General features: G+C 70.4%; 19 protein-coding genes and 1 tRNA gene. 7 read left to right on the top strand and 13 right to left on the bottom strand.

From position 1 onward, the window contains the following. Positions 1 to 43: 43 nt before the first annotated feature. Both H9L21_RS03415 and H9L21_RS03410 read right to left on the bottom strand, forming a co-directional pair. Positions 44 to 1,141, bottom strand: coding sequence for an NAD(P)/FAD-dependent oxidoreductase (locus H9L21_RS03415; protein WP_154595682.1), 1,098 nt, complete (start codon positions 1,139 to 1,141; stop codon positions 44 to 46). A gap of 28 nt (positions 1,142 to 1,169) precedes the next feature. Then, positions 1,170 to 1,682 (bottom strand): DinB family protein, encoded by a 513-nt coding sequence (locus H9L21_RS03410; protein ID WP_154595683.1) that lies wholly within the window; start codon positions 1,680 to 1,682, stop codon positions 1,170 to 1,172. A gap of 35 nt (positions 1,683 to 1,717) precedes the next feature. Here H9L21_RS03410 and trmB point away from each other — a divergent pair, with 35 nt between their 5' ends. After that, positions 1,718 to 2,461 (top strand): tRNA (guanosine(46)-N7)-methyltransferase TrmB, encoded by a 744-nt coding sequence (gene trmB / locus H9L21_RS03405; RefSeq protein ID WP_154595684.1) that lies wholly within the window; start codon positions 1,718 to 1,720, stop codon positions 2,459 to 2,461. After that, on the top strand, positions 2,458 to 2,910 hold the full coding sequence (locus H9L21_RS03400) for a hypothetical protein (RefSeq protein ID WP_154595685.1): 453 nt from the start codon (positions 2,458 to 2,460) through the stop codon (positions 2,908 to 2,910). The genes trmB and H9L21_RS03400 overlap by 4 nt, the downstream gene beginning before the upstream one ends. Before the next feature lie 10 nt (positions 2,911 to 2,920). Here H9L21_RS03400 and H9L21_RS03395 read toward each other — a convergent pair. From H9L21_RS03395 to eno, 6 genes are all read right to left on the bottom strand, one after another. Next, positions 2,921 to 2,993 (bottom strand) — tRNA-Leu (locus H9L21_RS03395). A 9-nt stretch (positions 2,994 to 3,002) separates the two neighbouring features. After that, positions 3,003 to 3,917, bottom strand: a complete 915-nt coding sequence (locus H9L21_RS03390) for an NAD(P)-dependent oxidoreductase (RefSeq protein WP_154595686.1) — start codon at positions 3,915 to 3,917, stop codon at positions 3,003 to 3,005. Further along, positions 3,914 to 4,837 (bottom strand): Ppx/GppA phosphatase family protein, encoded by a 924-nt coding sequence (locus tag H9L21_RS03385; RefSeq protein ID WP_154595687.1) that lies wholly within the window; start codon positions 4,835 to 4,837, stop codon positions 3,914 to 3,916. Before H9L21_RS03385 ends, H9L21_RS03390 begins: the two co-directional genes overlap by 4 nt. A gap of 43 nt (positions 4,838 to 4,880) precedes the next feature. Continuing rightward, a complete protein-coding gene (locus H9L21_RS03380) occupies positions 4,881 to 5,384 on the bottom strand; it encodes a DUF501 domain-containing protein (RefSeq protein ID WP_154595688.1) in 504 nt (167 codons plus the stop codon). Beyond that, positions 5,381 to 5,935 (bottom strand): FtsB family cell division protein, encoded by a 555-nt coding sequence (locus H9L21_RS03375; RefSeq protein WP_154595689.1) that lies wholly within the window; start codon positions 5,933 to 5,935, stop codon positions 5,381 to 5,383. The genes H9L21_RS03380 and H9L21_RS03375 overlap by 4 nt, the downstream gene beginning before the upstream one ends. Positions 5,936 to 5,937: 2 nt before the next feature. Continuing rightward, entirely contained in the window at positions 5,938 to 7,212 is a 1,275-nt protein-coding gene (gene eno, locus H9L21_RS03370) for a phosphopyruvate hydratase (protein WP_154595690.1), read from the bottom strand. A 189-nt stretch (positions 7,213 to 7,401) separates the two neighbouring features. On the opposite strand from eno, the gene H9L21_RS03365 reads away from it, so the two are divergent. Together H9L21_RS03365 and H9L21_RS03360 are read left to right on the top strand one after the other, a co-directional pair. Then, a complete protein-coding gene (locus H9L21_RS03365; RefSeq protein WP_154595691.1) occupies positions 7,402 to 8,898 on the top strand; it encodes a purine-cytosine permease family protein in 1,497 nt (498 codons plus the stop codon). Next, complete coding sequence (locus tag H9L21_RS03360) at positions 8,895 to 9,413, top strand: cysteine hydrolase family protein (protein WP_187411756.1); 519 nt, start codon at positions 8,895 to 8,897, stop codon at positions 9,411 to 9,413. The genes H9L21_RS03365 and H9L21_RS03360 overlap by 4 nt, the downstream gene beginning before the upstream one ends. A 28-nt stretch (positions 9,414 to 9,441) precedes the next feature. Here the strand turns inward: H9L21_RS03360 and H9L21_RS03355 are convergent, their stop codons facing one another. The 3 genes from H9L21_RS03355 to H9L21_RS03345 are packed head-to-tail and all read right to left on the bottom strand — an operon-like array spanning position 9,442 to position 11,687. Beyond that, positions 9,442 to 10,023, bottom strand: a complete 582-nt coding sequence (locus H9L21_RS03355) for a nucleoside triphosphate pyrophosphohydrolase (protein ID WP_255467263.1) — start codon at positions 10,021 to 10,023, stop codon at positions 9,442 to 9,444. Between the two features lies 1 nt (position 10,024). Then, entirely contained in the window at positions 10,025 to 10,651 is a 627-nt protein-coding gene (locus H9L21_RS03350; RefSeq protein WP_154595692.1) for a hypothetical protein, read from the bottom strand. Between the two features lie 22 nt (positions 10,652 to 10,673). Continuing rightward, positions 10,674 to 11,687 (bottom strand): LCP family protein, encoded by a 1,014-nt coding sequence (locus tag H9L21_RS03345; protein ID WP_230081478.1) that lies wholly within the window; start codon positions 11,685 to 11,687, stop codon positions 10,674 to 10,676. Between the two features lie 146 nt (positions 11,688 to 11,833). Here H9L21_RS03345 and H9L21_RS03340 point away from each other — a divergent pair, with 146 nt between their 5' ends. Then, entirely contained in the window at positions 11,834 to 14,248 is a 2,415-nt protein-coding gene (locus H9L21_RS03340; RefSeq protein WP_154595694.1) for a right-handed parallel beta-helix repeat-containing protein, read from the top strand. Between the two features lie 55 nt (positions 14,249 to 14,303). On the opposite strand, the gene mfd is transcribed toward H9L21_RS03340, so the two are convergent. After that, positions 14,304 to 17,783, bottom strand: a complete 3,480-nt coding sequence (gene mfd, locus H9L21_RS03335) for a transcription-repair coupling factor (protein WP_154595695.1) — start codon at positions 17,781 to 17,783, stop codon at positions 14,304 to 14,306. Positions 17,784 to 17,972: 189 nt separating this feature from the next. Between mfd and H9L21_RS03330 the strand changes: the two genes are divergently transcribed. Together H9L21_RS03330 and H9L21_RS03325 are read left to right on the top strand one after the other, a co-directional pair. Beyond that, positions 17,973 to 18,692: a CDP-alcohol phosphatidyltransferase family protein gene (locus H9L21_RS03330; protein WP_154595697.1), complete on the top strand. Its 720-nt coding sequence runs from the start codon at positions 17,973 to 17,975 to the stop codon at positions 18,690 to 18,692. Further along, positions 18,692 to 19,828, top strand: coding sequence for a DUF1972 domain-containing protein (locus H9L21_RS03325; RefSeq protein ID WP_222865839.1), 1,137 nt, complete (start codon positions 18,692 to 18,694; stop codon positions 19,826 to 19,828). Before H9L21_RS03330 ends, H9L21_RS03325 begins: the two co-directional genes overlap by 1 nt. Position 19,829: 1 nt before the next feature. Here the strand turns inward: H9L21_RS03325 and H9L21_RS03320 are convergent, their stop codons facing one another. Continuing rightward, positions 19,830 to 20,801, bottom strand: a complete 972-nt coding sequence (locus H9L21_RS03320; protein WP_154595698.1) for a glycosyltransferase family 2 protein — start codon at positions 20,799 to 20,801, stop codon at positions 19,830 to 19,832. Positions 20,802 to 20,932: the final 131 nt, after the last annotated feature.

Here is a 20,932-nt window from a genome sequence, read left to right as displayed (position 1 = left end):
CGGACGAAACAGCACCGCTCGGGGCGTGTCGTGGCCTGCGGGCCTAGCCGCGGCCGAGGCGCGAGGAGGCCAGCAGCGACTCGGGCAGCGCTCCCCCGGTGGCCGCCGCAGCGAGGGCCTCGCCCAACGCAGGCGCCTGCTTGAACAGGTTGTTGCCGGCGACCAGCGAGACTCCGTTGTGCTGCCACACACCGACACCGTCCTCGCCCCACGGCAGTGAGGTGACCCAGCAGTGGATGTGTGCGACCGGCGTCGGATCGAGGCCGGGCAGGGCGCGGCGCACGTACGCGACCGCGCGGTCGGCCAGGGCGTCGAGCACCTCGGGATCGACCGACGAGCCGTCGTCGTTGACCTGCACCTCCTCGGCGATGCCCACGCCGTAGCGGGTCCGGTCGGCGCTGGCGGCGGCGTAGACCCGCGGCTCGCCGAAGGCACCGCTCATGTCCTGCAGCGTGGCCAGGGTGGCCGGCGGCTCGCCGTCGACCGCGAACGTCACCCGCACCTGGGCGGAGTTGCGCACGGGCAGCGACAACCCGAGCCCGTGGGCGATCGCCGCCGTCCCTCGGCCCGCGGCGACGACCACGTGGTCGTGCTCGGTGCGGCCGGTGCCCGTGCGGACCTCGACCGTGCCGCTGGCGGTCGGCCGGACCGTGAGGACGTGGTCCTGGACGATCGCGTCGCCGAGCCGAGCCGAGATCCGCTCGACCGCGCCGGCAGCGTTGATCGAGCCACCGCCGGCGTCGATCATCGCCGGACCGTCGTAGTGGGCCAGCAACGGCAGGCGCTCGGCCAGCTCGGCGGCGTCGATGCGTCGCGCCTCGAGGCCGTCGACCTGCGCCAGTGCGGCCAGCTTGTCGTCGACGTCGGGGCCGAGCGCCACGGCGCCGCCGGTGGACACCAGCTCGAGACCGAGCTCATCGCCCCACTCGCGGTACAGGCGACGCGACCGCGTCGTGAACGCGGTCAGCCGCGGGTCCAGGTGCGCATGGCGGAAGATCCGCGAGTCGCCCGCCGACTGGCCGCCGCCCGGACGACCGGTCTCGTAGACCGTGACGGACGCCCCCGCCCGTTGCAGGGAGTAGGCCGTGGCCAATCCGACGATTCCCGCTCCGACGACTGCCACGTTCGTACCCACTGCCATGGGCCCAGCCTAGGGCGCCGCGGACGGCTCAGGCGTCGACGTCCACCATGTGGTGCACGAGGTCGTGCAGCCCGTAACGGGTCAGCGACTCGGCCGTGAACGCCGAGCCGTTCGACCGCAGGCCGGGCCGCGTCCAGTCGGTCACGAGCGCGATCTCGGCCGCGAACGCGTCGGCGGCGGGGCCCAGCTCCGCGGCCACCGCCACGGGATCCTGGGCCGCGTATCCGGTCTGCGCCGCGGTGGCGTCCTGGTCCCAGTCGGGGAACGCGGGCGCGTCCTGCTCCCGGATGAGCCGCAACCGCTCGGCGAACAGCAGGAGCACGTCCCGCACGTGGCACGCGTACTCCAGCACCGACCACGTCGCCGGGTCAGGACGCTCGGCCGCAGCCGGGCGGGCGAGCGCGACGCGCCACCGCGGGACCATCGCCCGCACCTCGTCGCCGGCGCGCTCGACCTCGACCGCCGACGCGTCGAAGCCGCACTCCGCGCAGGGCTCGTCGAGCACCCACGTCCAGTCCTTCGTGTCCGGGATGATCGCCATGCCGATCACGATGACAGGCTCGATAGATTCGAACCATGCCCCCAACCGCCGAAGACCGTCGAGATCGTGCCGAGGAGCCGCTCCGGCGCGAGGTCGTCTCCTTCACCCGCCGCGGCGGCCGCCTCACGGAGCGGCTGCAGGGCGCGTGGGACGATCTCGCCGAGCGCTTCGTCGTCGACATCCCGCGCGGCCGGACCAGCACCTCGGTCGCCGAGGGGTTCACGCTCGACCCGGCGACCCTGTTCGGCCGCGAGGCGCCGCTGATCCTCGAGATCGGCAGCGGCCGGGGCGAGTCGCTCGTACACGCGGCCCGCGAGAACCCGGACACCGACTTCATCGGCCTCGAGGTCTACGTGCCCGGCATCGCGCAGACGCTGCTGTCGATGCGGCACCACGGCGTCGAGAACATCCGGCTCATCATCGTGGACGCGGTGCCCGCGCTGAGCCGCATGCTGCCGGCGGAGTGCCTCGACGAACTGCGGATCTGGTTCCCCGATCCGTGGCACAAGACCCGCCACCACAAGCGCCGCCTGGTCTCGGACGAATTCGTCCCGGTCGCCCGCCGGGCCCTCAAGCCCGGCGGCGTCTGGCGCATGGCCACCGACTGGCAGGACTATGCCGACCAGATGCTCGACGTCGTCGGCCGCGCCGAGGGCTTCACGACCTCGGGAGACTGGGCCGAGCGCTTCCCGGGCCGACCCGTCACGCGGTTCGAGGCCAAGGGCCTGGCCGTCGGTCGCGCCATCCGCGACGTCGACGCCATTAAGATGTCCGCATGACCCACGACCTCACGACCGCCGAACTGCTGGGCATCACCCCGGGTTCGCTGGTGTGGATCGTGGGCGATTCGGTCGAGGAGACGGCTCTGCTCGACCCGCTGCCCGAAGGCGTCGAGACCTACGAGGACGAGGTCGTCGAGCAGCCGGACGACCGCTGGTTCGACGACACGTGGACGGGTGCCGAGAACCAGCTCGAGCCCACCGAGCCGGTCAAGCCCTCGGGCATCGACACCGCCGTGATCGCCGTGTCGAACAGCCAGGAGTTCCACATGCGGCTCGACGACGTCCTGCCTCGCCTCGGCTCCGTCGGCAGCGTGTGGGTCCTCTTCCCCACCGGCTCGCTGCCGCTGCCGATCCTGAGCACGGGCGTGAGCGAGTACGGCTGGGGCACCGCCGAGCCGACGCTGCTCGACGACACGTGGTCCGCGGTCCGGCTGTGGCAGTCCTGACCGCCTGAGGTGCTCCCGGCGGGATTCGAACCCGCACTGGGACGGGTTTAAGCCGTCTGCCTCTGCCGTTGGGCTACGGGAGCGAGCCCAGCCTACGAGCCGGCGCGATGGTCGACCACGACGTCGACCGGTTCCTCCCCGGCCGCGAGCCGGGCGATCTGCCCCCGCACGACGGCCTGGATGCGCGGCGCCATCGCCGAGGTCATGCCGCCCACGTGAGGCGTGATGATGACCCCCGGAGCCGACCACAGCGGGTGGTCCTGCGGGAGCGGCTCGGGGTCGAAGACGTCGGCGGCGTACCTCAGCCGTCCCGCCTCGGCGAGCACCGCGGCGGTGTCGGCCGTGCGTCCTCGAGCCACGTTCACGACGATCGCGCCGTCGGGCAGCCGCGCCAAGAAGTCGGCGTCGATGATCCGCTCGGTCTTCGGGGTCAGCGGCACGGCGACCACGACCGCGTCGACGGTCGGCAGCAGCTTGTCGAGCTCGTCGGTGCCGTGCACGTGGCCGGACTCATCGTCACGAGCACGCGAGCCGACCCGCACGAGCTCGCAGCCGAAGCCGTCGAGGCGGGTGGCGACGCGCGTCCCGATGCCGCCGACCCCGAGCAGCATGACCCGGCGGTCGAGCAGGCTCGAGGACCACTTCTTGCGCCACAGGCCCTGGGTCTGGCGGGAGGCGAAGACGTCGAGGTTGCGGGCGGCGGCGAGCAGCAGGGTGACCGCGAGCTCGGCGGTCGAGTCCTCGTGCACGCCGACGGCGTTCGCGTATCGACCTCCGGCAGGCAGGAGGTCGGCGACACCGTCGTAGCCCAGCGACTGCCCCTGCACGAGACCGATCCGCGACACGTCGATCGCGGCGAGGTCGGTGGGAGCCAGCGTGTACGGCCACACCACGAGATCGAGCCAGCCCTCGGGCTGCTCGACCGACCCGTCCCAGACGACGAGTTCGACGTCGAGATCGGCCAGTGCGCTGAGCCAGGACTCGTCCGGCACGGAGACGCGCATCATGCTCCTTCCCGAGCCGCGGCCCATGCGATGCCGTCGAGGATGTCCTGCTCGCTGACCACGATCTCCTCGGTGGCGCGGGGCAGGTGCTCGAGGACACGGTCCAGGATCAACGCTCCCCCGGCGATCACGTCGGCGCGGCCCGGGTGCATGTACGGCAGGGCCCGGCGGTCGGCGACCGGCATCTGCATGAGCGAGCTGCACGCGGCACGCAGGTCGTCGATGTGGATGCGGGCGAGGTGGATCCGCTCGTGGTCGTAGGACGGCAGCGCGAGGGCGTGGGCAGCGATCGTGGTGATGGTCCCCGCGACGCCGACGATCTCCTCGGTCGGCGGCAGGTTCGCCAGCTTCGGGTTGATGACCGCATCCAGGTGCGTCATGCAGGCCGTGACCTCGGCGACGGACGGCGGGTCGGTCTGCAGGAATCGCTCGGTCATGCGCACCGAGCCCAGGTCGAAGGAGTGGGCGAACGTCGGGGTCCCGAGGCCCTGGACGACCTCGGTCGACCCGCCGCCGAGGTCGATCACCGTGGTGAGGACGTCGGCGACATCGCCGGTCGCCCCCTCGAAGGAAGCACGCGCCTCCTCGTCGCCGGTCAGGATCCGGGGCCGGACGCCCAGGACAGCCTCGACGGCGTCGGAGAACTCCCGCGCGTTGTCGGCGTCGCGGACGGCGGAGGTCGCCGCGAAGGAGACCACGTCGACCCCCATCGCCTCGATCGCCAGCGCGTACTCGCGGCAGGCGGCGAGCGTGCGCTCGACCGCCTCGGGTGCGAGCGATCCGCTCTCGTCGACGCCCTGACCGAGCCGCACGACGCGCATCTCGCGGGTCAGGTCGACCTTCTCGCTGCCGTCGATCCGGGCGATCAGCAGCCGGATGGAGTTCGTCCCACAGTCGATCGCAGCCACCGTCGTCCCACCCATGGCGTTCAGGCTAGCGGGGGCCGCTCCACCGCGACCGGGCCGGTCAGGCGGGGTCGGCCTGGGCGGCTGGAGCGCAGCTGGAGTGTCCCCAGTAGTCACCCAGCAGCCGCACGGCCTCGTCGCCGAGCGGGTTGACGCCCGGGCCCTTGGCCAGCGAGTGCGCGACGAGCACGTGCAGGCACTTGACCCGATCGGGCATGCCGCCGGCGCTGATCCCGTCGATCTCGTCGACGTGGCCGATCGCCTCACGCTCGGCGAGGTAGGACTCGTGCGCGGCCCGGTAGGCGGCCGCGAGCTCGGGCTCGTTGCGGAGCCGCTCGGTCATCTCGGCCATCAGACCCGACGCCTCGAGGGTGCCGATCGCACCGGTCAGGCGCGGACACGTCAGGTAGTACAGCGTCGGGAAGGGAGTGCCGTCGGGCAGCCGGGGCTCGGTCTTGACCCCGTTGGGGTGGCCCGAGGGACAACGCGAGGAGACCTCGATCATGCCTCGCGGGGGTCGGCCGAGCTGCTCGGTGATGGCCTCGATGTCGGCCGGGTCGATCATTCGTCGGGCTCCAGTGCGGGATCGGAAGGTGTCTCGGGTGCGGCCTGCTGTGGCGCCTGTCCGGCGGCCTCGACCGAGCCCCACAGGCGTTCGACCCAGGGCCGACGCGGCACCGCCTCAGGCGCGTCGAGCGTCGAGGACTGGCCCTTCAGCTCGCCGTCGACGCCGATGACGCGGTAGCCGACCTCACCGGGCATGACCCAGCCGAAGCGCTCGCGCGCCTGCTGGCGGATGTACGCCGGATCGTTCCAGCGTCGCTGCTGGTCCTTGAGGTCGTCGATCTCGGCCTCGGTGCGCCGGTTCTGCGACTCCAGGGCCGCGATCTCGGAGCGCTGCTGCCACCAGGCGTGGACCGAGGCCGTGTAGGAGGCGATCAACATGACCGCGACGCCCAGCAGGATCAGCGCCCGCGCCGTGAAGCGCGTGCCGGACCCCGAGGGGCCGACCGATACCGGGGCGACCGAGGGGCGCGAGCTGGTGCGCGGGGTCGACCGGCCGTCGCGCCGACCCGTGGGTCGACGCGACGACGGTGACGATCCGCGTCCGGCCATGCTCAGGCGAACCGGGGGAACGCCCGCGCGCCGGCGTAGCTGGCGGCCGAGCCGAGCAGCTCCTCGATGCGCAGCAGCTGGTTGTACTTGGCCACACGGTCGGAGCGGGCCGGGGCGCCGGTCTTGATCTGGCCGCAGTTCGTCGCGACGGCGAGGTCGGCGATCGTGACGTCCTCGGTCTCGCCCGAGCGGTGGCTCATCATGTTGTGGAACCCGGCACGGTGGGCCATGTCGACGGCGTCCAGCGTCTCGGACAGCGAGCCGATCTGGTTGACCTTCACCAACATGGCGTTGCCGGCCTTCTCGGCGATGCCGCGGCTGAGGCGCTCGACGTTCGTGACGAACAGGTCGTCGCCGACCAGCTGCACCTTGTCGCCGAGGGCGGCCGTCATGGCGGTCCAACCGGCCCAGTCCTCCTCGTCCAGCGGGTCCTCGATGGACACGATCGGGTAGGAGGCGACCAGCTCGGTGTAGTACGTGATCATCTCGTCGGACGTCTTGGCCACGCCCTCGAAGGTGTAGCCGTTGTCGTCGTGGAACTCGCTGGAGGCGACGTCCATGGCCAGCGCGATGTCGGAGCCGACCTTCAGGCCGGCCTTCTCGATGGCCGTGGCGATGAGGTCGAGCGCGGCCCGGTTGCTCTCGAGGTTCGGCGCGAAGCCGCCCTCGTCGCCCAGGCCCGTGGACAGGCCCTTCTGCTTCAGCACGGACTTGAGCGCGTGGTAGACCTCGGCGCCCCAGCGCAGCGACTCGGCGAAGGACTCCGCACCGATCGGGGCGATCATGAACTCCTGGACGTCGACGTTGGAGTCGGCGTGCGCGCCACCGTTGAGGATGTTCATCATCGGGACGGGCAGGACGTGCGCGTTAGGGCCGCCGACGTAGCGGAACAGCGGCAGGCCGGCGGACTCGGCGGCGGCGTGCGCCACCGCGAGGGAGACACCGAGGATGGCGTTGGCGCCGTACTGGGCCTTGTTGGGGGTGCCGTCGAGATCGATCATCATCTCGTCGATGGCGCGCTGGTCGTCGGCCTCGAGCCCGACGAGCGACTCCGCCAGCGGGCCGTTGACGGCCTCGACCGCCTTCAGGACGCCCTTGCCGAGGTAGCGGTCGCCACCGTCGCGCAGCTCGACGGCCTCGAACTGACCGGTCGACGCACCGGAGGGAACAGCGGCGCGGCCGAAGGAGCCGTCGTCGAGGACGACCTCGACCTCGACGGTGGGGTTGCCACGGGAGTCCAGGATTTCGCGTGCGGCGACGTCGTCGATGATGGCCATGAGAGGCTCCTCGGTTGGGAACTGGGGTGTGAGGTCGATCAACCTCAGCCTAGCGCCGTCGGCGCCCGGGACGCGGTGGGCCCGCGGGCGCCGGACGACAGCCGTCACCCGGGGCGGCACGGGGCCACGTGCGCCATCGACCGCCTCTCCCGTGGGAAGGTGAGCCCACACATCAGCAGGAGGATGGACATGACGGTTCAGAGTGACGGGCCGGGCGGCCTGGAGGCCGTGCGCCGCGCGGGCATCGAGACCACGGGTATCGAGATCGTCGACGAGAGCGAGCGCACCGCGAAGCCGTCCGACCTGTTCTGGCCGTGGTTCGCCGCGAACGTGTCGGTATTCGGCATCTCCTACGGCAGTTACCTGCTGTGGGCGGGCATCTCGTGGTGGCAGGCCTCGCTGGTCGCCGTCGTCGGCATCACGGTCTCCTTCATCGCGTGCGGCCTCGTCGCGATCGCCGGCAAGCGCGGTTCGGCGCCCACGATGATCCTGTCGCGCGCACCGTTCGGCGTCGTGGGCCAGAAGCTGCCGGGCGTCTTCAGCTGGATCATCTCGATCGGCTGGGAGACGTTCCTGGCGATCATGGCCACCCTCGCGACGGCGACCGTCTTCCGCGAGCTCGGCTGGAGCAGTGGCACGACCACCAAGGTCCTGGCCATGGCCGTGATCGCGGCGCTCATCGTCGCCGCGTCGGTGGCGGGCTATCACGTCATCATCCGGTTCCAGTCGGTGCTGACGTGGCTCACCGGCCTCGCGACGATCGTCTACATCGCGCTGACGCTCGACCAGATCGACATCGACGCTCTCACCGCCATGCCGAACGGATCGATGCAGGCCGTCGTGGGTGCCTTCGTCATGGTGATGACCGCCTTCGGCTTCGGCTGGATCAACATCGCCGCCGACTGGTCGCGCTACCAGCGGCGTGGGACCTCGGGCGGCCGGATCGTCCTGTGGAACACGATCGGCGGCGCCCTGGCACCCGTCGTGCTGGTGCTCTACGGCATCATGCTCGCCGGCTCGCGACCCGATCTGCAGGACGGCATCGCGAACGACCCGATCGGCACGCTCGCGACGATCCTGCCGACCTGGTTCCTCGTGCCGTTCCTGGTCGCCTCGGTCCTGGCGCTGGTCAGCGGCGCGGTGCTGGGCATTTACTCCTCGGGGCTGACCCTGCTGAGCCTCGGCGTCAAGATCCCGCGCCCGGCGGCCGCGTTCGTCGACGGCGTCATCCTGACGCTCGGCACGATCTACGTCGTCTTCGTCGCACAGACGTTCCTGGCGCCCTTCCAGAGCTTCCTCATCACGCTCGGCGTCCCGATCGGAGCGTGGGCCGGCATCGTGATCGCCGACATCGCCTTGCGCAAGCACGACTACGACGAGCCGGCGCTGTTCGACCCGAAGGGCCGGTACGGCGCGGTCAACTGGCCGGCCATCGCCACGCTCGTCGGGGCCTCGGTCGTCGGCTGGGGCCTGGTCGTCAACGCTTACCCGGCCGACGTCACGTGGAACAACTGGCAGGGATACCTGCTCGAGCCGCTGAACCTCGCCGAGTGGAACTCCGAGACGCTGGAGTGGTCGGGCGCGTGGGCCTTCGCCAACCTGGGCGTGCTGTTCGCCTTCGTGATCGGGTTCGTCGTCACGCTCGTCGTCCAGCGGGGGCGGGTGCGCCGCCAGGAGTCGGTGTGAGCACGCCCTGGCTGGTCGTCATCGACCCGCAGCGCGTGTTCGCAGCGGCCGAGTCGCCCTGGGCCTCCCCCATGTTCGGCTCCATCGTCGAGCCCATCCGTGAGCTCGCCGCCACCCACCGCACGATCGTCACGCGCTGGGTGCCGGCCGCCGGGCCCGAGCGCACCGGCTCGTGGGCGGCCTACTTCGAGGCGTGGCCGTTCGCGGACCGGCCGGCGAGTGATCCGCTCTTCGACCTCGTGCCCGAGGTCGCCGACCTCGCCGCCGAGGGCACGGTCGACGCCACCACCTTCGGCAAGTGGCCGGCCCTCGAGCGAATCACCGGTCCGGCGCCCGAACTGCTGCTGACCGGGGTCGCCACCGACTGCTGCGTCATCTCGACGGCACTTGCGGCCGCGGACGCCGGCGCCACCGTGCGCGTCGTCGCGCAGGCATGCGGCGGCTCCACCCCCGAGAACCACGCCAAGGCGCTCGACGTCATGGCGCTCTACGGGCCTCAGATCACCGTCGTCTGACGGCGCCACACGGCGTGAGCCTGCGGGCTCAGGAGTCCTGCACGCCGTCGGCGTGGCGACGCGTGGCCGCGCGCAGCTCGGCCTCGGGATCGACGCCCGCGGCGCGCGCCTCCGCGACGAGGCGCAGCAGCCGCGCCCCGAGTTCGTCGCCCTCGACCGGGGCGTCGACCCGGCCCAGCACCTTGTCGGCCGCCATCAGCGCGGGCAGGTCGGCGGGGATGCCCTCGAGCGGGTGACGGCGCTGCTTGCGCTCACCCTTGAGTCGCTGCCAGTTGGCGTCGACCTCGGCGGCCGACGAGACGGTGACGTCCCCGAAGACGTGGGGACTGCGATGGATGAGCTTGTCGGCGATCCCCCGCACGACGTCGTCGGTCGTCCAGCCCTCGCCGTCGGACTCGGCGATCGCCGCGTGGATCACGACCTGCATGAGCAGGTCGCCCAGCTCCTCGCGCAGGTGCTCCGAGTCGGCCAGGTCGATCGCCTCGGCCGTCTCGTAGGCCTCCTCGATCACGTAGCGACGCAAGGACTCGTGGGTCTGCTCGCGGGTCCACGGGCACTCCGCCCGCAACCGCCGCATGACCTCGACGAGGCGATCGAACTCCTGGCTCACGTCAGGTGCACTGCAGGGCCTGGGGCCGATCCTCGATGGCCGTGGCGTCGAGCTCGCCGCCCGGGACCGACAGGGAGCCGGACTCCGAGACCTGCTGGATCGTCTCGTCCAGACCGAACCGGGGATCGACCGAGACGTCGAACTCGGCGATCTGCTGGGCGAGCAACTGCTGGCCGGCCTGGACCAGCTGCTCCTCGTCGGTTCCCGCGGGAGCGGCTTCGCGTCCCAGCTCGAGGGCGATCGCGCTGGTGCGCTGGTTGCGCTCGACGAGCTTCACGGCCTCGTCGACCTGGTCGCCGAACATCTGCTCCAGCTGCGCCTTGTCCTCGGCCGTGAGTGCGGGGACCTCGATGGTGAGGTCACGCTCCTGCGCGATCTGGTCGGCGATCTCGCCGACGAGCAGATCCGCCAGCGACTGGCGACGCAGGGCCGCGCTGTCCACGCTGCCGGCACCGCCCTGCTGGGCCTGCTGCTTCGAGGCGGCGCAGTAGACGCTCGCGACATCGTCGACGTCGGACATGGGAATCCGGGTGTCGCCGACGACGGCGGCAGCACCGGGATGGACGGGACCGCAGCCAGCCAACAGCAGCGCGGCGAGCCCGAGAACGGCCAAGCGGGTCTTCGACATGGCGCCACAGTACCGGGCCCGTTCAGTCGACCACATCAGCCAGACCCGTACCGGTCTCACCGATCCACGCCGAGAGTCGGTCCTCGCGAAGCGCCTGCCACAACTCCTCGCCCTCGGGGCGGTCGAGATAGACCACGCTCTGGGCGCCCTCCATCCCGAGGGACTTGAGCGGGACCACGGTGAAGGAGATGTCCTGGGACCGGACCGATCGCAGCGACCAGGCCAGGTTCCGCATGTCGGAGGCCGTCCATCCCTCGTCGACGCCGAGGTTGGCCGTCACCGCGTCGAGCACCTTGTAGAGCAGGCGGGGATCGGTGAACGTCGGACGCGACAAGGTCTTGCCGGCCAAGGAGCGCAGGAACGCCTGCTGCCGCTTGATCCGGTCCAGGTCACCGCCGGCGAGCCCGGCACGCTGGCGCACGTAGGCCAGCGCCGTCTTGCCATCCATCTCGTACGTGCCCGCCTCCCACGTCCGTCCGGAGTAGCCGTCCTTGACCGTCTTCGGGATGGTCACGGTGACGCCGCCGAGCAGGTCGGTCACCCGCTTGAAGCCCTCCCAGTCGATCACTGCGACGTGGTCCATGCGGACGTCGGTGAGCTTCTCGACGGTCGCGACCGACAGCGCCGGACCGCCCCAGGAGAACGCGGCGTTGATCTTCGCCGGGCCGTGCCCGGGTACCTGCACCCACGAGTCGCGCGGGATGCTGACGAGGCTGACCGACTTCCGATCGGCCGGGATGTGGATGACCATCATGGTGTCGCTGCGCTGGCCGGCGACCGATCCGTCCACCCTCTTGTCGCTGCCGAGCAGCAGGATGTTGATCGAGTCGTCCGGCGTGCTCTGGGGCCGCTCCCCCACCGGCATCGCCGCGGGAAGCGCCTCCATCTGCCCACCGAGATGACGGCGGAGCCAGAAGTCGGCACCCAGCGCCGCGGCCACGGCCAGCACGACCACGATCACCAGAACCGTCAGCAGACTCCTGCCGGTACGCCGCCAGCGCGGTCGGTCCTCGGCCGGCGACGGCTCCTGCTCCATGACGCTCACTACCTGACGGTAACCAGAATCGGCCCGCGATGGTGGGCTTTCCAAGAAGAGGTGACTCCGTCATCCGATCAAACCCAACCTCCTGTTTCCCCTTGTGAATCAGTGAGAAACCGTGCAACGATCAACTCGTGAGTCACATGCGTACCACTCGTCCCACGGCCACCTGGGGTGCGCTCGTTCTGGTGCTCGCCGGTTTCACCGCTCCGGCCCTGGGCGCACCGGCCAATGCCGCGAACTCCCATGTCCGCGCGTCGAGCTCCGCCGCGCACGCGACTGCGATCCTGCGCCTGAGCACCTCGCGCGCTCGAGTAAGCGTTGGCACGCGAGTGACCTTCAAGGTGGCCGACTCGAGCGGGGTCAAGCGCACCGTGCGCCTCCAGCGCTGGAACCCGACCAAGCGTTCGTGGCAGACCGTCGCGAGCCGAAAGATGCGAGCCTCGACCCGCATCACGCTCAAGGCAGCCAAGGGCACGTGGCGTTACCGAGCTTTCTCACCCTCCACGGCCGGAAACTCGAAAGGCAATGCCCGGTCGCTTCCGAAGGCACTTTCCGCTGCCGTCACGGTGAGATCTGGGGTCGGCACCCAGGGCACCCTCCGTCTGAGCGTGGCGAAGAAGAAGGTCACGCCCGGCGCTCGCGTGTCCTTCCGGGTCATGAACAAGAGCAAGGCCAAGCGCACCGTGCGCCTCCAGCGGTGGAACGCGTCCAAGCGCTCGTGGCAGACGGTCGCGACCCGAAAGATGCGAACCTCCAGCCGCATCACGATCAAGACTCCCCGAGGCACGTGGCGGTACCGAGCGATGGCCGCGAAGGCCCGCCAGCGCTCAGGCAAGAAGGTACGCACGTTTCCCCCGGCGCGTTCCTCGGCCGTCTCCGTGACCGCGGTCGCAGCGGTGGCACAGCCCGCCCCTCGAGCGCGGGGCCTCGGGTCCGCCCCCATCGGATCGGCGCGCTACGCGGTTCCGTCGTCGGCCATCTTCGTCGCGCCTCGCGGCACGTCGAGCGGTTCTGGCACGGCACAAGACCCGTACGGAAGCCTGGGATACGCGCTCTCGCGAGCCCGTGCTCGTGCCACTCTCGTCCTCCGGGGAGGGAGGTACCACGAGAACGTCCTCGTTCCCAGCAGCAAGTCCGGCCTGGTGATCCAGAACTACCCCGGAGAGGCGGTGTGGCTCGACGGATCGGAGAAGGTCACGAACTGGAACTCCAGTGGGAAGCGGTGGGTCGCGAGCGACTGGAACCACCTCTTCGACCACAGGATCATGTCGGGATCGTCAGATGAGACGAGCCGATGGGTCAATGCCGACCGGCCTCTGGCGAGTCATCCGGACCAGGTGTGGGTCAACGGCAAGGGCTTGAGGCAGGTCGCGGCCGAGCAGGCCGTCATCGCTGGGACCTTCTTCGTCGACAAGTCCGCGAAGCGCATCGTGATCGGGGACGATCCACGGGACAGGACGGTCGAAGCCAGTACCCTGCAACGCGCGATGGAGATCCACGCCAAGGACACGACCGTCCGCGGCATCGGCGTGCGCCGTTACGCGACCACCAACAAGCAGTCCGCCGCCGTGGTCGCCGGCGTCTCCGGGATCACCTTCGAGAATGTGGTGGTCTCCGACAACGCCTGGATCGGCATCGCCGGCTGGGCAGCGGGGCAGCGCTATCGGAATGTGACCGTTTCCGGCAACGGCATCATGGGGTTCGGTGGCAACAACACCAACAACCTCGTCATCGAGAAGTCCGTGTTCCGTGGAAACAACGCGCAGGGCTTCAAGCCGACGCCCGTCGCGTCGGGGCTCAAAATCACCCGGTCGGCCAACGTGGTGCTTCGCGACAACATCGTCGCGGACACCCCCTACGCGGGCGGAATCTGGTTCGACGTGTCCTCGTCGAACATGAAGATCGTCGGCAACTCGGTCTCGGGCAATGCCGCGGGACTCATGATCGAGTTGAGCGAGAACGCCGTGGTGGCCGACAACCACATCTACCGCAACGCCGGAACCGGCCTGCGCGTCCAGGCGTCGGGATCGATCGACGTGTGGAACAACACGATCGTCGAGAACCCCCGGCCGTTCGCGGCGTGGGAGGACGGCCGAACCCAGAACGTCACGGCGCTGGCCAAGACGATCCCGTGGAGGGTCGCGGACGTCAAGCTGCGCAACAACGTCATCAGCATGACCGGATCGAACCCCTGCCCCATCCTCACGCAGGACGAGTCGCAGGTCCTGCAGGGCAACAACTTCGGCATCAGCTCGAACAACAATGTGTTCCATCGCCCTGGTGCGGCCACACCTTCGAACTTCGCCTGCTGGGCCAACGGCATCTATCAGGTCAAGAGCTTCAAGGACCTCGCGCAGTTCAGGTCGGGAACGGGCAACGACAAGAAATCCAGGCTCGTGCACGGCGCTCCCGTCGTCGACCGCTTCGGCAGAGCGACGGGGGCGGTCCGATCCGCGAACTCGTCGGTGGCCACTCCCCTGCCTGCCCCGATCGCGACACTGATCGGTCGGAGCACCGGGACGAAGTCCCTCGGGGCGTTCTCCGGTCGCAACTGAGCCATCCGAGCAGATCGGTCGGGCCGTCGGAGCAGCGCGGGAGCGCCGCGTGGAGTCAGCCCGCGATCGTGTCCACCACGCGACCGGCCCACTCGAGCAGCTCACGCCCGCGCAGCGGCGCTCCGCCGATGCCCTCCTTGCGCGGCGCCGGCACGAGCAGGACCTTGACCGCCTCCTTGTAGAGGCTCTTCGGGTAGATCCGGTTGATCCGCAGCTTCGCCGACTCCGAGAGGGTGACCGGCGTGAACCGGATGTTGGACCCCGCCGAGGTCACCTCGGTCAGGCCCGCGGCACGCACCTTGACGCGCAGCGCCGCCACCTGCAGCAGGGTCTCGACCGGCTCGGGCGGAGGGCCGTAGCGGTCCGCCAGCTCGGTGCGCAGCTCCTCGATGTCGGCGGTCGCCCGCACGTCGGCCAGCCGCTTGTACATCTCGAGCCGCAACCGCTCGCTGGGCACGTAGTCGTGCGGCAGGTGCGCCTCGATCGGCAACTCGAGCTTGACCTCCTTCTCGGGGGCCGCGTCGCCGCGGAACTCCGCGACCGCCTCGCCCACGAGCCGGATGTACAGGTCGAAGCCGACGTCGGCGATGTGACCGGACTGCTCGCCGCCGAGCAGGTTGCCCGCACCGCGGATCTCGAGGTCCTTCATGGCCACGGCCATGCCGCCGCCGAGCTCCGAGTGCTGCGCGATGGTGACGAGCCGGTCGTGGGCCGTCTCGGTGAGCGGCTTGTCCGGCGGGTAGAGGAAGTACGCGTAGGCACGGTCGCGGCCACGGCCGACGCGCCCGCGCAACTGGTGCAGCTGCGACAGGCCGAGGGTGTCCGCGCGCTCGATGATCATCGTGTTGGCGTTCGAGACGTCCAGGCCCGACTCGACGATCGTGGTGCAGACCAGGACGTCGAACCGCTTCTCCCAGAAGTCGACCATGACCTCCTCGAGCTGGTGCTCGCCCATCTTGCCGTGGGCCACGGCCACGCGGGCCTCGGGCACGAGCTCGCGGATGCGCGCCGCGGTCTTCTCCATGCTCTGCACCCGGTTGTGCAGGTAGAACACCTGGCCCTCGCGCAGCAACTCGCGCCGGATCGCGGCGATCACCTGCTGGTCCTCGTACGGCCCGACGAAGGACAGGACGGGGTGACGCTCCTCCGGCGGCGTCGCGATCGTGCTCATCTCGCGGATGCCCGTGACGGCCATCTCGAGCGTGCGCGGGATCGGCGTGGCGGACATGCTCAGGACGTCGACGGCGGCACGCAGGTGCTTGAGCGCCTCCTTGTGCTCGACGCCGAACCGCTGCTCCTCGTCGATGATGACCAGGCCGAGGTCCTTGATCCTGACGCCCGGCTGCAGCAGTCGGTGCGTGCCGATGACCATGTCGATCGAGCCGTCCGCCAGGCCCTCGAGCGTGGCCTTGGACTCCTTCTCGGTCTGGAACCGCGACAGGGGCCGGATCGTGACGGGGAACTGTCCGAAGCGCTCGGCGAACGTCGCGTAGTGCTGCTGCACCAGCAACGTGGTCGGGACGAGCAGGATGACCTGCTTGCCGTCCTGGATCGCCTTGAACGCCGCGCGCACCGCGATCTCGGTCTTGCCGTAGCCGACGTCACCGCACACCAGGCGGTCCATCGGGACGACGCGCTCCATGTCGCGCTTGACCTCGTCGATGGTGGACAGCTGGTCGGGCGTCTCGACGTGCGCGAACGCGTCCTCGAGCTCGGCCTGCCAGGGCGTGTCCGGCCCGAAGGCGTGACCCTTCGTGGACTGCCGGGCCGCGTAGAGCTTGATCAGCTCGTCGGCGATCTGGCGCACGGCCTTGCGAGCGCGGTTCTTGCGGTTGGTCCAGTCACCGCCGCCGAGGCGGTCGAGCGAGGGAGCCTCGCCGCCGACGTACCGGCTGACCTGGTCGAGCTGGTCCATCGGCACGAACAGCCGGTCCGGCGGCTGCCCCCGCTTGCTGGGCGCATACTCCAGCACGAGGTACTCGCGGGCGGCTCCGTGCACGACGCGGTTGACCAGTTCGACGTAGCGCGCGACGCCGTGCTGCTCGTGCACGACCGCGTCGCCGGGCTTGAGCTCGAGGGGGTCGATCTGCCGGCGGCGACGCGCGGGCATCGACCGCTGCGTGCGCTCGGGGGCGCGCTGGCCGACGAGGTCCTCGAGCGTCAGCAGCACGAGCCCCAGGGACTCCGACACGAAGCCGTGGACGAGGTCGGCACAGATGACCTGGACGACCTGCTGCTCGGGGCCTCCCGGCCCGTCGGCGTGATCGACGATCGTGGCGGGGACGTCGTGCTCGGCGAGCCATTCGACGGCACGCTGCGCCTGGCCGTGGGCGGGGGCGACGATCACGATGTGCCGCTTCTGGCCGCGCCAGGCCAGCATGTCGGACAGGGCGGCGTCGATCTCGCCCCGGTACTGCGGAGCGGGCTCGGCGGCGACCGTGTGCGACTCGTCGAGCGCGAACGGCGAGACCTCGCCCCAGCCGAGGCCGAGCTTCGCCACGTGCTGACGGACGTCGTCGAGCTCGTGGAACGCCGCCGCTCCGACGTCGATCGGGCTCTCGCCACCGTCCGCGGCCGTGGCCCACGACGCGGCCAGGAACTCCTCGCTCGTCGCGAAGAGGTCTGCGGCGCGGGCGCGGATCCGCTCGGGGTCGTTCGTCACGACCGTCGAGCCCGGGGGCAGCAGGTCGACGAACAGCTCCATCTCGCCCGCGAGCACGGGAGCCAGCGACTCCATGCCCTCGACCGCGTGCCCCTCGGCCAGCTTCGTGAACAGCTCGGCCATCGAGGGGTGGGTCTGGGCGTACCGTGCGGCCGTGGCGCGGACCTCGTCGGTCAGCAGCATCTCGCGGCACGGCGGCGCCCACAGCCGGTCGACCGGCTCGAGGGTGCGCTGGTCGGCCACCGCGAATCGACGGACCTCGTCGACGGTGTCGCCCCAGAACTCGACGCGCAGCGGGTGGTCCTCGGTGGGCGGGAACACGTCGACGATGCCGCCGCGTACAGCGAACTCGCCGCGGCGCTCGACCAGGTCGACGCGCGTGTAGGCCGCCGCCGCGAGCCGCCGGACGACGTCATCGAGCTCCACGTCCTGGCCCGCGACCAGCTCGACCGGCTCGAGATCGGCCAGCCCCTTCATCTGCGGCTGCAGGATCGAGCGGACGGGAGCGACGACGACCTTCGGCCGGTCCTCACCGCCGTGGACGACGCGCCGCAGCACGGCGAGGCGGCGACCGACGGTGTCCGAGCGCGGCGACAGGCGCTCGTGCGGCAGGGTCTCCCACGCCGGGAACGTCGCGACGGCGTCGGGTCCGATCAGGGCCGCGACGGCGCGGGTGAGGTCGTCCGCCTCACGCTCGGTGGCCGTGACCGCGACGGTCACCCCCGGGCCGTCGGCCAGCGCTGCGGCGACGAACGGGTGCAGGGCGGGAGGCGCGGTCAGCTTCGAGCCCCCGTCACCGTCACGGAGGTCGGAGACGAAGGCGGCGAGGTGCGGTTCGGCGGCGACGGCCGCGGACAACTGAGGCTGGACCATGACCTGTCAAGACTACGGCGTCACTCGAGACCGTACCCTTGCCGACCATGGTGCGCAGCGTCACCAGGCCACGGCCACGACCTGCTCCCGCGGGCGTCAGTCGACGAAAACCCCCACGGCGACGGCGGGGGCTCTATTACGCTGACAGGCCAGCACACCCTGCAGTGAGGCGGACATCTTGTGACGCCGATGGACTTCCGATCCGGGCTCGAAGCCCTGCGCTCCGCGCAGAAGCCGTCCCGCGGGACCGCCGCGTACTCCCGGCACGTCAATCGACCCGCGGGTCGCTACATGGCGGCGTGGATGAACTCGCACGGCTTCACGCCCAACCAGGCCACCGCGGTGAGCGCGACGCTCTCGGCAGCCGGGATCGCCCTGATCGCGTTGGTCTCCCCCACCTGGTGGTTGGGGATCCTCGTGGCGGCGCTCCTTGCTGGGGGCTACGTCATGGACTCCGTCGATGGCCAGCTGGCCCGGCTCCGGGGAGGCGGCAGCAAGTCCGGCGAATGGCTCGACCACACCGTCGACTGCTTCAAGACCCTCACCCTGCACCTGGCGGTTCTCATCAGCTGGTACCGGTTCTTCGATCTCCCGTCGGACGCGTGGCTGCTGGTCCCCCTTGCCTTCACGGTCGTCGCGGCCGCCACCTACTTCGGTCTGATCCTCATGCCCACCCTGAGACCGGCCGCCGCTCCGACATGGGCCGCGCCGCCGGTGGAGAGCCCGTTGCGCAGGTTTCTCCTGCTGCCCATCGATTACGGTTTCCTTTGCTGGGTCTTCGTCCTCCTCGGCTGGCCGACCGCCTTCCGCCTGGTCTGGACGCTGCTTCTGATCGCCGCCGCGGCGATGCTGGCCGTCGCGCTCCGTAAGTGGTGGCACGAACTTCGGGCCGTCGACGGGCTCACCTGATGCGCATCGCGATGCTGGGGACGCGCGGCGTCCCCGCGCGCTACGGCGGCTTCGAGACTGCCATCGAGGAGATCGGCCGTCGGATGGCGGACCGCGGACACGAGGTGACGGTCTACTGTCGTGGCGCCGAGGGCGAACCACCCGAGCACCTCGGCATGAAGCTGGTGCATCTCCCCGCGGCTCGCAAGAAGGCCCTGGAGACCCTGAGCCACACCTGCCTGTCGGTGTTCCACCTGCTGTTCTCCCGGCGCCGCCACGACGTGGCCTTCGTGTTCAACGCGGCCAACGCCGTGTTTCTGCCGGTGCTCCGCCTGCGCCGGCTCCCAACCGCCGTGCATGTCGACGGGCTGGAGTGGAAGCGTGCCAAGTGGGGCGGCACCGGGCGCCGGTACTACCGGACGGCGGAAGCCCTCTCCGTTCGATGGGCCGACGCGCTCATCGCGGACGCGCGGGGCATCTCCGACTACTACACCGAGGAGTTCGGCGCCTCGACCGAACTCCTCGTATACGGGGCGCCCCTCCTGACGGACCGTCGCACCGAGCGGATCGCCGACCTCGATCTGAACGACCGCGGCTACCACCTCGTGGTCGCGCGCTTCGAGCCCGAGAACCACGTGCTCGAGATCGTCCGCGGCTACCGTGCCAGCGACGCCACGCTGCCGCTCGTCGTGGTCGGCTCGGCGCCCTATGCCGACGCGTACACGACCGAGATCGAACAGGCTGCCCATGGCGACCCTCGCATCCGGCTCGTCGGGGGCGTCTGGGACCAGGACCTCCTCGACGCTCTCTATGCGAACGCGGCTTCCTATCTGCACGGCCACAGCGTGGGCGGCACCAATCCCTCGCTGCTGCGAGCGATCGGCGCGGCCGCTCCCGTCATCGCCTATGACATCAGCTTCAATGCCGAGTCCCTGGGAGCGGGAGCACGCTACTTCCGGACGGCTGGCGACGTCGCACGCTGCGTGGTCGAGACCGAGGGTGACGTGGCCGGCGCCGTCGCCCATGCCGAGACGGTCCGCGCGCGCGTCGTCTCCACGTACTCGTGGGAGGCAGTGACGGACGGCTACCTCGCCCTCGCGAAACGCTTGGCGGACGGTCAGAGCCGGCGAGGCGAGGCGAGCGGAAAGCGGCGCTGAATCACCCGCCCGAACCTCCGTACGATCTCCTAACCGTCCCCAGCGCAGCCGCGATCTCCCCTCGGCCGCGAGCCATCATGCGACGGCCACGCGCCCGGTCTTCCACGCCTCGCGCCAGCACCCCACGCGCGCCCTGCGCCGCGCCCCACGCCAACCGAGCCACCCCCGTGACAACCGCCCGCATCCGCCCCCGCGCGCGACCCGCCGCCCCACGCTGGAGCGCGAGGTCCACACGCGTCGACGAGTGCGCGAGGCCGTAGGTCCGGCTCAGCGCGTACGACCTGGTCAGCCGATCCACCGGCAACCGGTCCAGCACCACGGCCTCGGCGCACCAGACGATCCTGCCGCCGCGTGCCACCAGGGACCTGGTGAAGAGCGAGTCCTCTCCGCCGCTGAGGCCGAAGCGCGGGTCGAACCGCAACGAGAGCCGACGGACGGCAGGCAGATGCAGGAGCAGGTTGTTGGTCGCAGCCCGGTCGAGCGCGGCTCCCGTCGGCACCATGTCGCGATGAGACCGCTCGAAGAACCCGCCGGCGGCCACCCAGGGATCGAGTGCACCGTCGGGCACTGAGACAACGGGGCCGCTGACGGCATCTGCGCCACTGGACCGCCATGTCTCGATGAGCGCCCTCAGCCAACCGGGCTCCGGAGTCTCGTCGTCGTCGATGAAAACCAGCAGGTCGGCACCAGCGGCCAGGTCGAGAATGCGATTCCGCGCGGCCGAGATGCCGGGCGTGGTCTCGCGGGCGTAGGTGACCCGCGCGTCCATGACCCTCGAGACCACCGGCTCAGCACTGCCACTCGGATCGTTGTCCACCACGACGAGCCCGAGCTCGCTCGGCGGGTCGAGCACGTCGGCCACACCATCGAGCTCGGCCAGGAGCAGCGGCAGCAGGGCGGCAAGCGGGCCGGCCCGGTGGAATGTCGCGACACCGACGACCAGCCGCCCCGCGACCGCGCCTTGGTTCGCCACGAGCACATCCTAGGCGCGGCGAGCTCCCCCGATCTTCGAACGCCGTAGATTTTGAGCGCTAGGATCGGCTCTGCCGCCGAGACCGCGCGCCCGTTCTCGGCACGACTCGAAGGGGCAATACGTGACGATGC

The organism is Aeromicrobium senzhongii (assembly GCF_014334735.1).
GTDB classification, from domain to species: domain Bacteria; phylum Actinomycetota; class Actinomycetes; order Propionibacteriales; family Nocardioidaceae; genus Aeromicrobium; species Aeromicrobium senzhongii.
Note: the sequence above shows the minus strand (reverse complement) of the source record. Positions and strands in the feature narration are given on the sequence as shown.

Excerpts from the sequence above, each read along its gene's own strand:
- H9L21_RS03345 (WP_230081478.1), bottom strand. The coding sequence starts at position 11,687 with ATGGAGCAGGAGCCGTCGCCGGCCGAGGACCGACCGCGCTGGCGGCGT.
- H9L21_RS03385 (WP_154595687.1), bottom strand. The coding sequence starts at position 4,837 with ATGGGTGGGACGACGGTGGCTGCGATCGACTGTGGGACGAACTCCATC.
- H9L21_RS03390 (WP_154595686.1), bottom strand. The coding sequence starts at position 3,917 with ATGATGCGCGTCTCCGTGCCGGACGAGTCCTGGCTCAGCGCACTGGCC.
- H9L21_RS03340 (WP_154595694.1), top strand. The coding sequence starts at position 11,834 with ATGCGTACCACTCGTCCCACGGCCACCTGGGGTGCGCTCGTTCTGGTG.
- H9L21_RS03375 (WP_154595689.1), bottom strand. The coding sequence starts at position 5,935 with ATGGCCGGACGCGGATCGTCACCGTCGTCGCGTCGACCCACGGGTCGG.
- H9L21_RS03330 (WP_154595697.1), top strand. The coding sequence starts at position 17,973 with ATGGACTTCCGATCCGGGCTCGAAGCCCTGCGCTCCGCGCAGAAGCCG.
- mfd (WP_154595695.1), bottom strand. The coding sequence starts at position 17,783 with ATGGTCCAGCCTCAGTTGTCCGCGGCCGTCGCCGCCGAACCGCACCTC.
- H9L21_RS03350 (WP_154595692.1), bottom strand. The coding sequence starts at position 10,651 with ATGTCGAAGACCCGCTTGGCCGTTCTCGGGCTCGCCGCGCTGCTGTTG.
- trmB (WP_154595684.1), top strand. The coding sequence starts at position 1,718 with ATGCCCCCAACCGCCGAAGACCGTCGAGATCGTGCCGAGGAGCCGCTC.
- H9L21_RS03415 (WP_154595682.1), bottom strand. The coding sequence starts at position 1,141 with ATGGCAGTGGGTACGAACGTGGCAGTCGTCGGAGCGGGAATCGTCGGA.
- H9L21_RS03365 (WP_154595691.1), top strand. The coding sequence starts at position 7,402 with ATGACGGTTCAGAGTGACGGGCCGGGCGGCCTGGAGGCCGTGCGCCGC.
- eno (WP_154595690.1), bottom strand. The coding sequence starts at position 7,212 with ATGGCCATCATCGACGACGTCGCCGCACGCGAAATCCTGGACTCCCGT.
- H9L21_RS03380 (WP_154595688.1), bottom strand. The coding sequence starts at position 5,384 with ATGATCGACCCGGCCGACATCGAGGCCATCACCGAGCAGCTCGGCCGA.
- H9L21_RS03410 (WP_154595683.1), bottom strand. The coding sequence starts at position 1,682 with ATGGCGATCATCCCGGACACGAAGGACTGGACGTGGGTGCTCGACGAG.
- H9L21_RS03325 (WP_222865839.1), top strand. The coding sequence starts at position 18,692 with ATGCGCATCGCGATGCTGGGGACGCGCGGCGTCCCCGCGCGCTACGGC.
- H9L21_RS03400 (WP_154595685.1), top strand. The coding sequence starts at position 2,458 with ATGACCCACGACCTCACGACCGCCGAACTGCTGGGCATCACCCCGGGT.